The sequence below is a fragment of the Streptosporangium sp. NPDC049078 genome, assembly GCF_040648855.1.
Taxonomy (GTDB): domain Bacteria; phylum Actinomycetota; class Actinomycetes; order Streptosporangiales; family Streptosporangiaceae; genus Streptosporangium.
This window is the reverse complement of sequence record NZ_JBEZEL010000003.1, coordinates 83,695-98,503: the sequence shown is the minus strand read 5'-3', so window position 1 is coordinate 98,503 and position 14,809 is coordinate 83,695. Positions and strand designations below refer to the sequence as shown.

Here is a 14,809-nt window from a genome sequence, read left to right as displayed (position 1 = left end):
GACCGTCTGCTCGAAGGGGCGGCTGACTACACTTGGGCCGTGCTCCCGCCCATCCCGTTGGAACTCGTCGAATCGGTCCAGAGCGGGGATGTGGTCGCTTTCTGTGGTGCGGGACTTTCCGCCCTCGGCGGCCTGCCCACCGGATCCCAGCTGGCACGTGCCCTCGCCTCCCGCCTGGACGATTTCGACGGCAACCCCGACGATCTGACGGAGGTCTCCACCACCTACTCCGCCCTGCGGGGAAGGCACGCTCTCCTGTCATTTCTTCTCGATCGTGTCGAGCATGTGCCGGCCGCCCCCACCGACACGCATCGCACGCTGTGCGGGCAGCCGTTCGCCGCCTTCGTCTCCACGAACTGGGATCATTTCATCGAGCAGTCGCTCAGTTCACTGGGCATCGCGCACAGCGTGGTCGTCACCGACGGCGAGTTGCCCTTCATCCGTTCCGGGTCGGTGCCGGTGCTGAAGATCCACGGGACGCCGGCCCGGCCGGACACGATCGTGGTCACCGATCGCGACTACTACGACCTGTTCTCCGTCCAGCCGGGAATCGCATCGGTGCTCAACGGCTATTTCGCCACGAAGACGCTGCTGTTCCTGGGCTACGGACTGAACGACCCCGATTTCAAGCGGCTTTACTACACGCTCGGCCGCCGCTTCGGCCCGCTGCAGCGGCGCGCCTACGCGGTTCAGCTGCGTCCGGCGGCGACGGCCGTGAGCGTCTGGCGCGAACAGCGACTCGACGTCATCGACCAGGACGTGAAGGAGTTCGCCGTCGAGCTCGCGAGGGCGACCGGGCTGCCGTCATAGGGCGGACCCCGCGGAGTTTCGTGGCACGTCGGCGGGGTGAAGGAAGGCGGAGACGGCGTTGGTCAGCATGAAGGCGTCCTCGGAAAGCGCGATCATGCCCGTCCGCTCCTCCAGCACTCCTGACCGGCAGAGACGGCGCGTCTTGTCCCGAAGCTCCCCGAGCCGGAGGCTCTCCACGGCATCCGCCTCCACCAGGGGCACGGGCGTCCCCGAGCGGAGCCCCACGATGATCCGGCGGATCTCGACATCCTCGGCCGTCAGCCGGAACACCGTGTTCAACCGATCGTCGATCTCCGTCCAGGAGACGTGAGGCGCCGACAGCACCCGTTTGTAGCCGTCGACGTCCCGTCCGCGCTGGACGAACCCGCCCGGCAGGAAGGAGTAACTGCCCGAGCCGAAGCCCAGGTGGCGAAACTCCCTGCACCTGTGCACCGTCCAGCGGTGCCGGTGCTCCTCGCCGCGGACGAACGTGGTCCCCGCCCCCGGAACGTAGCCCATGCCGTAGAGCCCCTGCTGGATCGTCCAGAGTGCTTCGATCACCGCGTCGGCACTCGGCATCTCATGCGGCCTGCGCCGCAGCACGGGGATCTCCTCCACGTCCCACAGCTGGTAGACGCTCACACTCGGAAGTGAGAACCCCAGCTCTCGAAGATCGTGGACAGCCTCCAGGATCTCCACGGCCTGGCCCGCCACCGTGCACTCCTCCCGCGGGTAGCCCAGGATGAAGTCGACGTTGTAGCTGGGAAGAAGGCAGTCCGCGGCCCTCAGCAGCTCGATGACCGCCCGCTTCGTGCTACCGCGCCCCATTCTTCGCAGCGCATGGTCTCTCCACGCCTGTATGCCGACGCTGATCCGGGTAATGGGCAGGCGGGTCCGCGTGGCGAGTGCCCCCAGGAACGAGGTCCAGTAGGCGGCATCACGACCGGCGTCGGGAGCGCACTCGATCGTGGCCTCCACCGGCACGCCCTGCGGCGCGAACACGGCGACCCGGTCAAGGAGCCTGTTCAGCTGCTCGATCCGCAGAACACTCGGCGTCCCGCCTCCGATGTAGAGGGTGGACATCCGCGGAGACCCCAGAATCCCAAGGTGGTCACCGAACTCCCCCAATTCCCTGAGCAGCGCCGAAAGATAGCTCTCCAGCTCCCCGTCGTCACGAAGGAGGCTCCTGTGCAGACTGCAGAAATTGCAGTTGATCCGGCAGAAGGGAATATGTAGATACATGCTGAAGTCGGCGAACTCACCGATGACGTGGCGGTCAAGGCCCCCCGGAACGCTCAGTTTGCGAGCGAAATAGGGAGGAGGGTAGGTGTAGGTGAAATTGTGGAGCGACGGAGTGACGGCCGATGAGATTTCGCGCAGTTGATCTCGATGCCACAATCGATTCTCCGCTCAGGGCTCCTGAGCATCAATCGTCGCCCGCGGACCGTGTGGCGTCAAGGGCGCTTGGAGACCGGCGACCGGAGAAAAACGGAAGGGATTCCTCGACGAACAGGAGACCGTCATCCCCGGCCACAGGCCGCTCAATAGTTTTCGGTGGCCACCACCGGTTCCCAGAGATCACGAGATCGCGCGTCCGACTTTCCCGGACACCAGCTCTCGAAGACACACCGATTCGGGGTGGGGGACGCCAGGTAGGAGTGAAAGGAGTCGTTCTCGACCCGTTGGCTCACACAGAGCGGGGCGTTCCTGCAGCAGCTGCGAGCGTGTGCCCACAACAGCACGTCGAAATCGAACATGGGCATACCCGCGAGCCCCGGCAACTCGCTGCACACCCGCATCGAAACCTCCCGGACGACCGTTTCCACAGCGGGGCTCACCTTTCGCTGGTCGCGGAGCCGACGGGCGACGTCGTCATCCAGAACAGTGATGCAGCCCGTACGGAGCAGGATGCGCATCCGGTGGTAGTCAATCATCGGCAGAATATTGTGCTGATCCGCTATCTTCCATCGGCCGGAGAAGTGAACGGTCATCAGGAAGGCACTGCTCTTTTTGTGCAGGGGATCCCGGAAGGCGGACAGCCGCTCCAGCAGGGCGTAGACGCCGCTGTCACCGCCAACGGTGTGCTCCGCCTCCTCAAGCAGGAGACTCACGCTGCCCTCGAAGGCACGCAGCAATTCCGATGAGGTGGTGCGGAGTATCTCCGCACGTCGGGACAGGTCGGCGAGCTTGACCTCCGCCTTTTCCGCGTGCCCGACGAGGATGGCCGTGAGCCCGGCCTCCGTGATGTCCTCCATCGCCTCGGGGCTCAGCGTTCCCGGGCTCTCGACCGCCTGCCGGGTGAAGGCCCTGAGCAGAAAGTCCCAGCCCTTGTAGTAGTCTCCCGAGAAATACCCCGCCAGGCCGCCCTTCGTGGCGTGGCATATCGCGGACGCCCATAGATACGCCCGGAAGGCGGTCTCGTCCTCGACCTCCACCTGCGGGGTCAGTTGCGCGGAGAAGTCCGCCGCCAACGGTAGCCGCCCGAGAGTTCCGGCCAGGAGTCTGATCCTGTTCTCGTCGATGACGACAGTGCCCGTCTCCATCACATGCGCCATGAGTGGCCTCCCAGTTCGCGCTAGGCTGATTCCGGACGATCGCCCTCGGGGTTTTAAAGGGAGTACGCCATGCGGAATCCCACGTATTCGTTACGGGTCTCCGGGGCGAGGGAGTATTTGTTGCTGACCGCGCTGGCCCCTTCCGCGGAGCCCGCCCACGAACCACCGCGGGCACATTTGTGCTCTCCCTGCTCCGGACCGGCCGGATTGTGTGTCCGGTCGATGTCATGCTGCGGCGCCCACCAGTCCTGCACCCAGTCGAAGGTGTTTCCACACATATCGGCGACCCCATGGGGACTGTCACCACCTGCTGGGGAATATTGCCCGATCGGGGTGGTGCGTCCGGGACCTCCGATTCGCGTGTTTCCTTTCTTCGGGTCATGGTCGTCGCCCCACGACCATAGTCGTTTCACCTTGCCGACGGGGTCCCAACCTGCCGCCATCTCCCACTCCGCCGCCGTCGGAAGCCGGGCGGAAATTCCGAATTCACGCCCATACCAGCGACAGTAGGCATTTGCCTCGTGCCAGCTCACCTGGGTCACCGGATGCTCCGTGATGCGTTTCGGCGGCGCCTCACCGCGCCAGTGTTCCGGCGAGCGGAGCCCGGCGGCCCGGATGAATTGGAAATATTCGAGATTGGTGACGGGAAAGCGCTGGATGGCGAAAGACGATACATAGGCACGATATTCCGGTCGAGAATGCTCGAATCTACCGTCGTCAGTACCGAACACGAACTCCCCGCCCGTTATCGTGACGAACATGTCGGCCGCCGGCGGTGGATGATCCTCTGCGGCGAGCATCCTGGCCGCGGTACGGCGGGTCGCCGGATAGTCACTGCTCAGCGCGCGCTTCAGAAGTTCGCGTCCTGCGGGGTCCCGCGTTTCGGACAGCCAGTGCAACACGGCCAGCTGAAGCCCCGGATCGGGTGCCGCCACGATCCGGTGAAACTCCTGCCAGATGTCGAGGCCGGAGGTGACGGCCCTCTCGGCCCACCAGCCGACATCCTCATCACGGTCGAGAGCGGCCAGCAGCATCAGCCGTGCCTGGCCGGGTGTGAGGTCGAGTTCCTCCCGATGTCTCTCGATCGTGGTCCACTGGATCTGGCCCGGCAGGACCCCCAACCGGTCGAAGTCCATCACCGACTGATTCAGGATCTGCCGCGCGTACTTCCGCTCCACGTCCTCGGGCTCGATCCAGGCCCAGATCTTGCCGGCCAGGATGTCGTGGGCCAGTTCGTACAGTCGGTCACGTCCGTGGATCGGCCGGACGACACGCCTTTTCGTGAGCTCCTGCAGGGCGTCCTGCAAGGTCTCGGCGGAGATGCCGAGGCGACGCGTCATGGTGTCGCGTTCGATCTCCTTGGCGGTCATCGCCGCTTTCGTCCTATCGGGTCCGACCATGCACTTCAGTACGGCCTTCGCCGTCTCCCTGCGGTCAGGATCGAGATCCTCCAGCGTGTGGTCGAGGTATTCGGCGAGAATCCCCGGGGTTCCACCCAGCCGTTCGTAGGTGGCGAGCCGGAGCACGCCGGAATCCGGAGAGTCGGCCCGGTGGAGCATGTGGCAGACGATCTGGAGATGCGCCGGATCGATCCCGCCGTCGTCCAGGTCACGGAGAAGCCGGTCGAGCAGGTCGGCCTCCGTCCCTATGCCGAAACGCCGCTCCGTGGCCGAGAGGAACTCCGTGGCCTGGGCATGGGACAGCCGCCGCACCCAGTAGCGATTCTTGAAAACGGCGTCCATGGGTGGTTCGAGTTCCAGCAGACAGTGCAGGAAGTCCTCCCTGATGACCACGACCACGCGGAGGTCGAGCAGGTCACCGGTGAGGCATTCGTCGAGCTGCCGGGCGAACTCCGCGCGTGAGTCCGGGCCCACCCGGATGAAGAACTCCTCGAACTGGTCGATGACGACGACCGTCGGCCGGTCGCGAAGCACCGCTCGCAACTCGCCGTACAGGTTCTTTCCCTCCGAGGACTCGTCACCCTGAGGGCGTACGGCGGAGAGGATCTCCGTCGCCGGATGCTGGAGTGCCCGGACGGTGTAGGTGTCGAACCCCTGGGCGTGCAACCTCGGCACCAGGCCCGCGTTTATCAGCGAGGTCTTCCCGACACCGGACACACCGGTGATGAGCACGAAAGGGCTGCTCGCGACCATCGCCGCGATGAGCGCGGAATCCGCGTCGCGCCCGAAGAAGACCTCGGCGTCCCCTTCCGTGAAGTAGTCGAGGAACTTGAACGGTTTCGTCCGCGTCCGGGGGCGCTCAGCGGTCCGCACCCGGAGCGAGCGTCCACGCGGGGCGCCCTCCTGCGCCAACTGCGACAGCGACCGGCGTACAGGGCCCGAGACGAGGTCGTACCCGCGGTGGCGCCACACCGCGGCCGACGCCTCCGACTCCTCCTCGGCCAGGATGTACCGACGCCGGGAGTATGTCGGCGAGGTCTGCAGCAGGGTGTGGACCATTTCCAGAAAGGGATCGTCCAGCCGGTATCCGACGAAGACCAGGGTCTTGGTCATCAGGATTCCCCGCACGATGATGCCGACCTGGTCGATCGCCGTCGAAAGCCACATGAGCCGGTCCTGGCTGACGACGAGTGAATCCGGCTGGGAGACGCAACCGGCGAGTTTGATGAGCCAGGGGCGGTGATCGTCTGTCGCGTAGGCGGCGTTGACGGGATCGGCGATCACGGTGTGCTGATTGCGACCGGCTGCGCTCAACGCCATTTCAGCGCTATACGAGACACTTGTGGATATAAGCGCCTCTGTGGCCAGCTTCGCGGCGAGCACGAGTTCCTCGCCGACTTCCGGATTCGTGGCCCCCAGTTCCTCTCGAATCAGCCGGCCCAAGGCATGTCGCCCGCGCAGCGCCTCATATTGCGAGGCGAGGATCGGAAGGTCGCGGTGGGTGGGATGTCGCGGCGCATCGCCACCCAGCCGACGGGCGATTGCCGTCACCATCTGCTCAGGAGTGGCCGGCCCTGCGGGACGCCCGGCGTTCAGCCCGTCACCGACGACAGGTACGACCTCTCCGGCGGCCGCGGCCTCCAGAAGTTCCGCCGGCAATCTTCGCATATGACATCACCAGCCCGTCAGTACGCGAAAGTTCACAAACCGCACTACAGCGACAAAGTCCCTGCTCCGGATAGTCGTGAGGTGCACACCCGGCGACGATTCTGACTAGGCGCACGATATCACCCGCTCCCCGGAGTTACCGGCGACCGGACATAACACTCCAGCGAACGACCTTCCCCGCGGCGTCATCCCGCGGATACCTTAATGAGTTCAAGAAATCGCCTGTCGCAGGTCAAAACAAGTGAGGGACATGACAACGCCACACCAGCCGCCGTTGCTTCGGGAGTTCATCGACATTCCCGAGGGGATGAGCGACAGCGATTTCGTGCTCAAACTCGCCGAGGGGGTGACCGACGCCGAGTCGACGCTCCGCGACTACGTCATCACCGAGGACCTGGTCGCGAACTTCGATCGAGCTCTCGGGCTGATCAAGGCGGCGGTCACCGGGCACAGCTCGAAGGCCGCCTACCTGCACGGATCGTTCGGCGCCGGTAAATCCCACTTCATGGCCGTGCTGCACGCGCTGCTGCGCGGAGAGAAGACCGCGCGAGAGCGGGTGGAGTTCGCCGGGCTGCTGGCCAAGCACGACTGGCTGGTCGGCAGGCGCTTCCTGCTTGTACCGTTCCACCTGCTCGACGCCAAGTCGCTGGAGCACCGGGTGCTGGGACGCTACGTCGACTACGTCCGCTCCCTCGAACCCGACGCGCCCATCCCCTCCGTACACCGCACCGACGCCCTGCTGGCGCAGGCGGCCCACCTGCGCGCGCGGATCGGCGACGAGGCGTTCATCCAGGGGCTCCCCGGTGGCGACGAGGTCGACGAGTGGGGCGACCCCAGGCCGTCCTGGACCTCCGAGCAGCTCGACTCCGCCTTCGCCGGGTCCCACGCCGACGCCTCCGACGGCCACGACGAGCATCCGATCGTGCTCACCGCCGAGGACGAGCTCCGGCGCAAGCTGGTGAACGAGCTGCTGCAGACCTGGAACACGGGGTTCTTCACCAACGCCAAGGAGGACGCGGAGGGGTTCGTCTCCCTGGACCGGGGTCTGCTGGAGATCAGCAGGCACGCCAAGGACCTCGGCTACGACGCGCTCATCCTCTTTCTCGACGAGCTCGTCCTCTGGCTCACCAACTCGGTGGGCGATCCGAAGTTCGTGTCCCGCGAGGTACAGAAGATCACGAACTTCGTGGAGTCCGGCGACGCGACCCGCCCGATCCCGGTCATCAGTCTCATCGCCCGCCAACGCGACCTGCGCGACCTGATCGGCGAGGAGGTGGTCGGCGCCGTCGAGCTGGGCTTCCAGGACACCCTCGACCTGGCCAAGAGCCGCTTCGACACCATCACGCTGGAGGACCGCAACCTGCCGGTGATCGCCCAGCAGCGGCTGCTCACCGCGAAGGACGACGCGGCCGCCGCCGCACTGGCCCGCGCGTTCGACCAGACCAGCAAGGTCAGGCGCGAGGTGTGGGACACCCTGCTCGGCTCCGGCAACGCCACCGGCGCCGATATCGACGCCTTCCGCAGGACCTATCCCTTCAGCCCCGCCTTCATGGACACCCTCGTCCACATCTCCAGCGCGCTCCAGCGCTCCCGTACGGCGCTGAAGCTGATGCGGCGGATCCTCATCCGCCGCCGTGACGACCTGCGACTGGGCGACCTGATCCCGCTCGGCGACCTCTACGACGTGATCTCCGAGGGCGGCGACGAGCCGTTCACCCAGAAGCTCAAGGTCGAGTTCGAGGCCGCGCAGAAGCTGTATGACACCAAGCTCCGCCCGTACCTTCTGGGCCGCTACGGCGACCTCACCGAGGACGAGATCGCCAGGGTGCGGCGCGGCACCGAGACCGAGCCCCGGCTGGCCGGGCGGGTGCGAGCGTTCACGGGCGACGACCGGCTGATCAAGACGCTGCTGCTCTCCGCGCTCGCGCCGACGGTGCCCGCGCTGCACAACCTGACCGCGAGCCGCCTCGCCGCCCTCAACCACGGCAGCGTCACCAGTCCGATCTCCGGTGGCGAGGTCGGGCTGGTGGCACGCAAGGTCGAGGAGTGGGCCGGTCAGTTCAACGAGATCAAGTTCGCCAAGGCCGACGATCCGGGGGTCGGCCTCGAACTCGTCGGCGTCGACATCGACTCCATCCTGGACAACGCCCGCAACGCGGGAGCCGACACCACCGGCACCAGGAAGAACCTGATCAGGAAGCTCCTGTACAGGGAGCTTGGCGTGACCGAGACCGAGCAGTACGGCGGCGACCGGTTCGAGCTCGCCTGGCGCGGCAGCAAGCGGTCCGTGGAGGTCGTCTTCGGCAACATCCGCGACCACGACGACCTCAGGGACGACGCCTTCCACCCGGCCGACCCGACGAGCTGGCGGGTCATCGTCGACTACCCGTTCGACGAGGGCGACTACACCCCTGCCGACGACCGCAACCGGGTGCAGATCATGTTCGCGAACGGCTTCCGCGACCGCACGCTCTGCTGGGTGCCCGCCTCCCTGTCCGCCGAGCGCACCCAGGACCTGCGCAGGCTGGTGACGATCGAGTACGCCCTGCACGGCAAGCGGTTCGACGAGGTCGCCAAGGATCTCAACCCGACCGACCGGCACCGGGCCCGCCAGACCCTCACCGGCCAGGGCGTCGTGCTCTCGAACAAGCTGGCCGAGACACTCCGGCAGGCGTACGGCCTGACCGGCAAGCAGCAGGGCGACGTCGTCACCGGCTTCGACGACCACCTGCTCTCGCTGTCGGAGGAGCTGAACCCCCGCCTGCCCTCCGGCGCGTCGCTGGCGGACGCGATGGCCGGCCTGGCCGGGCAGATGCTGACCTGCCAGTTCCCCGCCCACCCCGACTTCGACCCCGACCACGTCGGCGGCGCCGCCGTGGTCAAGGCGGCCGACGCCAGGCTGGTGCTCGACTACGTCCGCAAGGCCGTCGAGGCGTCCGACGGGCGGGTGGAGGTCGACAAGCCGCACCGCGCCACGATGCGCCGCGTCGCCAACCCGCTGCTGCTCGGCGAGATGCACGAGGCCGCGTTCGTCCTCGGCTCGCACTGGCGCGGCCACTTCAACCGGTGCGCGGCGCAGGACCGGGTGACCGGTGACCTCAAGATCCCCGTGCTGCTCGACTGGATCGACCGGCCGGAACGGCGTGGCCTGGACCGGCTCGTCGCCTACCTGGTGATCGCCTGTTTCGCCGAGCAGACCGACCGGTCCTGGACCCAGCACGGCGGCCCGGTCAATCCGGAACTCGCCCAGATCAGGGACGACATGGCGCTCCGCGAGGAGAGCCTGCCCGGCGAGAAGGTCTGGGATACCGCGCGCCGACGGGCGATGGAGATCTTCGGCCGGAACCCTCCCGCCGCGCGCCGGGCGCGGCTGGCCGGGCTCTTCGCCCGCGAGCTCTCCGACGACGCGCGCCGCCACCGCGACGCGGCGCACGACCTGGTGGCCGAGCTGGAGAACCGCGGGGACATGCTCGGACTCGACCTCGACGCGAGGGAGGGGCGGCTGCGGACCGCCCGTCAGGCCGCCGACCTGCTCGACGGGCTGGGGTCGCGGCACGGCAAGCTGGAGATCATCGAGCAGCTCGCGTCCGCCGACGTCGGCGAGGCCCCGCAGCGGGTGGGCAAGAGCATCAAGAGCGCGGCGGCGGTGGTGACCGCCCTGCGTACCGCCCGCTGGGACAACTTCGCCCACCTCGCCGACCTGAGCGAGCCGTTCAGCGCCAGGGCCGAGCTGATCGTCGGCGAGCTGCGCCAGGCGGCTCTCGCCGACGAGCTGACCCTCCCGCTGGCTCCCGCGCTGGCCCGGGCGGGCTCGGCCGCGGGAGACCTGATCCGCGAGGCGATCCGCCGCCGGGACCCCGTCCCGGATCCCGTCCCGGACCCCATCGGTCCCGGCCCCGTCCCCAAGCCCCCGCCCGGCCCTCGGCCGGAGGTCATCTACAGCGGGCCGGTCTCGCGGCTGGAGGAGCGGTTGTCGCAGCTGCTCACGGACGCCCGTACCCTCGCGGAGGCGCACCCCGACCTGGAGCTGAGACTCACCGATCTACTCACCCAGGCGCGCGCCCTCGCGAAGGCGGATCCCGGCGCCGACGTCGAGATCTCCATGCGATCGGTCCCCCGCCGGTGAGCCCGGCCTCGGTCGCCTCACGGCCGCTGCCCATCACCATCGCCGCCCTGGAGCAGGAGGTCGCCCGGCTGCTGCGCAGGTACGCCAAGAGCGACCAGCGGGTACTGCTCATCCGGGCCGCCCCCGACTGGGCGGGTGCGGACGAGATCACGCTGAACGGCCGGACCGTACGCATAGCCGCGTGCGTGTCGCCCCTGGCGGTCATGGAGCAGGTCATGACCCACCTGGATCGCGACGACGACAGCGGCCGCGAAGGCGAAGGCGGCGACGGCGACGGCGACGGCTCTGTGCTGGTCGTACTCACCGACGCGGAGGAGAGCACGCTCGGAGTCGGTCTGCTGAGCAGGGTGATCCGGCAGCGGATCTTCGTCGTGGAGCCCTGGCGGCTGGTCGAGGAGAGCTTCGGCGCCCAGCGGACGGACCCCCGGCTGGTGGCGGAGGGCTGGGCGGCCGAGGCCCTGATCGACGCGATGCCCCCCGGCGGGTGGCCACGACTGACCGGCGCCATGCTGACCCGGGAGATCGCACTCGGGCAGCTCGCGGCCCGGCGGCTCCGCCTCGACCGGCTGGGCATCGGCGCCGACGAGCTGAGCGCGGCCGCGCTGCTGCTCTGGAGTTCGGACCCCGCCGCGGTCGAGGCGTTCCGCGGCCTGCGGGAGACCGAGCGCGAGGGCCTGCGGTCGTGGCTTCGTGAGACCACCGGCAGCACCGTCGACGTGCTGTTCCAGCTCGTGGACGGCGGCCACGCCGCCGACGCCCTCGCGCTGGGTCTGGTCTGCGGCGCGCTCTGGAACCCCTCAGCGGAGGGCGTCGCGCAACGCGCCCAGGGAGGCGCGCTCGCCTACATCTCGGCCATGAGCGCGGACACGTCCGCGCGCGGTGGCCCGCACCCCTCGGTGGAGGATGCGAGCATCCGCGCCTTCGCCGCCACCGCCGAGCGTTTCGTGGCCTGGCTGCTCCGCGACGGGGGTGACGCGGGCGAGGCACGCCTGGCGCACGCCACCCTGGAACGGGCCGAGGACCTCGTCGGCCAGTTCGGCGCCAGGGCCGCCGCCCGGCACAGCGACCTGCTCGGCTCCGGCTTCGAGGACAGGCTCGACGACGTCGCGTCCGCGCTGTCGGCGGCGCTCGAAAAGCGCTCCGCACCAAGCCTGGCGGTGCTGGCCGACACGGTCGCGGGACTGCGGACGCACGTGCTCGCCAGGGCGGAGAGCCACCGGGTGCGCCGCGCCGAGATGGCTCAGCGACTCCTCCAGTGGCTGGTGCGGCCACATGTCACGGCCGAACGGGTCAGTGGCGTCGGCCCGGCCGTGCAGGCACAGATCGACGAGTGGGGCTGGGTCGACCGTGCCCGCGACGACCTCTGGCTCGGTGAGCCGCACCACAGACCTTTGAAGGAGGCGTACCGGAGACTCCACGACCTCGTCCGCACCCGGGGAGACGAGCTGAACAGGGCGTTCGCCGCGAAGCTCTCCGCCTGGACCGCCACAGGACCCGGTGACCTGCTCACCGTCGACACCGTGCTCCCGCGCGTGGTGGCGCCCCTCGTCGCGGACAGGTCCGACCGAAGCCGTCCGCTGCTGTTCGTCGTCCTGGACGGGATGAGCGCCGCCGTCGCCACCGAACTGGCCGAGGAGCTCCGCGAGCGGAACTGGGAGGAGTACGACCCGGTTCCGGGCTCCGGAGGCCGGGCACGCAGGCGCGCGGTGGTGGCGGCGATCCCCACCATGACCAGGGTCTCCCGGGCCAGCCTGTTCGCCGCCCGCCTCGTCACGGGGGACGCCGCCGAGGAACGCAAGGCATTCGAGAACCACCCGTTCTGGAAGGGGCGGAAGGTCCGGCTGTTCCACAAGGGCAGCCTCTCCGGCTCCGCGGGCGACTCCCTGGGAGAGGAACTGACCACGGCGCTGGAGGACGTGTCGACACATGTCGGCGTGGTGCTGAACACGATCGACGACACGCTGGACAAGGGCAGGGGGCGGATCGACGACGCGTGGGGGGTGGCCGACGTCGGCATCCTGCGCACCCTGCTGCACCACGCCCGGCTCCAGGGCAGAGCGGTCATCCTGACCAGCGACCACGGTCACGTGCTGGAGCGGGGCGGCACGCTGCGTACCGTCCCCGGTCCCCGCTCGGCCCGCCACCGCGACGCCGGAGCGCCGGTCGGCGAGGGCGAGGTGGAGCTCACCGGTCCGAGGGTGGCGGGTGGGCGTCTCGTCGCGCTCTGGGACCCCTACCTGCGCTACCTGCCCGGTAAGGCCGGTTACCACGGTGGTGCCTCGCTGGCCGAGGTCACGGTCCCGCTGCTCGCGTTCCTCCCGCTCGGCTCCTCGGTGCCCGACGGGTGGCGGGCCCTGCCCGACCAGCGTCCCGAATGGTGGTCGCTGGAGGCAGCACCCTCGCCACCCCCGCCGCCCTTGCCGTCCCCGGTGCCGCAGGCCCCCGCCGGACCCCGTACCAAGGGCAGGAAGGCCCCGCAGGTCGCACAGGGCCCGACGCTGTTCGACGACTTCAAGGACTTCGAGGATGGGGCGGGCTCGGCCGCGGTCGACGAACCCGCGACCTCGAACCCGAACGAGACCCTGGTGACCGAGCTGCTCGCGACCGAACTGTTCGCGGCGCAACACCAGATGATGCCGCGCAGGGTGCAGAAGGCGAAGATCCACGCCGTGCTGCTCGCCCTGCTGGACGCGGGCGGCCCGCTCCCCCTTCCCGTCGTGGCCCAGCGCGCGGGGGAACACACCGTACGGGCGGCGGGGTTCGTCGCCACGCTCCAGCGGATCCTCAACGTCGACAACTATCCGGTGCTCTCCATCACCGACAATGGCCGGAGCGCCCGGCTCGACGCACATCTGCTGAGAGAGCAGTTCGGGCTCGGAAACCCGAGAAAGTGAGAGGACGGCCTTCGTGACAGCAGACGTGTCGGTGAGTGCCGTCCGGCGGCGCGAGGTGATCGACGCGCTCCGGCAGGGTGCCGTGCCGCAGGCGGGTCTCGACCTGCTCGCGGTCGGTCTCGGCCGGTTCGGCGACACCGTCGGCGACGAGCTGGACACCCTGGCCTCCGGCGGCTCGGTCTTCAAGGCGGTCAGGGGTGAGTACGGCTCGGGGAAGACCTTCTTCACCCGCTGGCTCGCCGAGCAGGCCAAGCGCAGGGGCATGGCGACGGCCGAGGTCCAGGTTTCCGAGAACGAGACCCCGCTGCACCGGCTGGAAACCGTCTACCGGCGACTGACCGAACGCCTCTGCACGGCGAGCTACCCGCCCAGCGCCCTGCGGCCCGTCGTGGATGCGTGGTTCTACGTGCTCGAAGAGGACGCGCTCACCGCGGGCGCCGACCCCTCGGAGCTCGGGCAGGCTGTCGAGGACCTGCTCGCCGAACGGCTGGCCGGGGTGAGCCGGTCGGCGCCCACCTTCGCGGCGGCCCTGCGCGGTTACCGGGGGGCCTCGGCCGCCGGGGACGCGGCGACCGCCGACGCGATCCTGGCGTGGCTGGGCGGCCAGCCGAACATCGCCGCCGCCGCGCGTCGCACGGCCGGCGTCCGAGGCGATCTCGACCACTTCGGCGCGCTGGGTTTCGTCCAGGGGCTGCTGACCGTGCTGCGCGACTCAGGCCATCCCGGCCTGGTGCTTGTGCTGGACGAGGTCGAGACCCTGCAACGGGTCAGGTCCGACGCCCGGGACAAGGCGCTCAACTCGCTGCGGCAGCTCATCGACGAGGTCCACTCGGGCCGCTTTCCCGGCCTCTACCTGCTGGTCACCGGGACGCCCGCCTTCTTCGAGGGGCCGCAGGGCGCGCAGCGGCTGGCGCCCCTCGCTCAGCGGCTGGCCACCGACTTCACCGGAGATCCACGCTTCGACAATCCCCGGGCCATCCAGATCCGGCTGCCGGGCTTCACCCTCGACTCCCTCGGCGAGCTGGGAACCCGGGTCCGTGACCTCTACGCCGCCGGAGCCTCCGTACCCGGCCGGATCGCCTCGGTCGTGGACGACGGCTACCTGGCGGACCTCGGCCGCGCGGTGACGGGAGAGCTGGGCGGCCGGGTGGGGGTCGCGCCGCGCCTGTTCCTGCGCAAGCTCGTCGACGTGATGGACCGCGTCGACCAGTTCGAGGAGTTCGACCCCCGGCGGCACTACGCGCTCACCCTGGCCGCCTCGGAGCTGACCGAGGTGGAGCGGAACGCGATGTCGGCGGACAGTGTGGAACTGGACCTGTGAGCGATCCGGTGCACCCCCCTCCGGCCCCCTCGGAGCCGACCGACACGGAAACAGGG

7 protein-coding genes are annotated in these 14,809 nt (G+C 68.7%); 4 read left to right on the top strand and 3 right to left on the bottom strand.

What is annotated here, in order from left to right; translation table 11 throughout:
• The first annotated feature begins 39 nt into the window (after nucleotides 1-39).
• Entirely contained in the window at nucleotides 40-810 is a 771-nt protein-coding gene (locus AB0B90_RS05555; protein WP_350947548.1) for an SIR2 family protein, read from the top strand.
• Here AB0B90_RS05555 and AB0B90_RS05550 read toward each other — a convergent pair.
• The 3 genes from AB0B90_RS05550 to AB0B90_RS05540 form a co-directional block, all read right to left on the bottom strand.
• Nucleotides 805-2,031, bottom strand: a complete 1,227-nt coding sequence (locus AB0B90_RS05550) for a radical SAM protein (protein ID WP_362920958.1) — start codon at nucleotides 2,029-2,031, stop codon at nucleotides 805-807. The genes AB0B90_RS05555 and AB0B90_RS05550 overlap by 6 nt on opposite strands.
• 299 nt (nucleotides 2,032-2,330) lie before the next feature.
• The gene (locus tag AB0B90_RS05545; protein WP_362921331.1) at nucleotides 2,331-3,332 is read right to left on the bottom strand and encodes a queuosine salvage family protein; all 1,002 of its coding nucleotides are present in this window, start codon (nucleotides 3,330-3,332) and stop codon (nucleotides 2,331-2,333) included.
• A gap of 65 nt (nucleotides 3,333-3,397) precedes the next feature.
• Nucleotides 3,398-6,412 (bottom strand): SUMF1/EgtB/PvdO family nonheme iron enzyme, encoded by a 3,015-nt coding sequence (locus AB0B90_RS05540; protein WP_362920956.1) that lies wholly within the window; start codon nucleotides 6,410-6,412, stop codon nucleotides 3,398-3,400.
• A 250-nt stretch (nucleotides 6,413-6,662) separates the two neighbouring features.
• Here AB0B90_RS05540 and AB0B90_RS05535 point away from each other — a divergent pair, with 250 nt between their 5' ends.
• Genes AB0B90_RS05535 through brxD form a run of 3 tightly spaced genes read left to right on the top strand, consistent with a single transcriptional unit; the run spans nucleotide 6,663 to nucleotide 14,753 of the window.
• Nucleotides 6,663-10,538 carry a hypothetical protein gene (locus AB0B90_RS05535; protein ID WP_362920954.1) on the top strand — a complete coding sequence of 1,292 codons (3,876 nt, stop codon included), beginning with the start codon at nucleotides 6,663-6,665 and terminating at the stop codon, nucleotides 10,536-10,538.
• On the top strand, nucleotides 10,535-13,432 hold the full coding sequence (pglZ, locus tag AB0B90_RS05530) for a BREX-2 system phosphatase PglZ (RefSeq protein ID WP_362920952.1): 2,898 nt from the start codon (nucleotides 10,535-10,537) through the stop codon (nucleotides 13,430-13,432). Before AB0B90_RS05535 ends, pglZ begins: the two co-directional genes overlap by 4 nt.
• A gap of 13 nt (nucleotides 13,433-13,445) precedes the next feature.
• On the top strand, nucleotides 13,446-14,753 hold the full coding sequence (gene brxD, locus AB0B90_RS05525) for a BREX system ATP-binding protein BrxD (RefSeq protein ID WP_362920950.1): 1,308 nt from the start codon (nucleotides 13,446-13,448) through the stop codon (nucleotides 14,751-14,753).
• The last annotated feature ends 56 nt before the right edge of the window (nucleotides 14,754-14,809 follow it).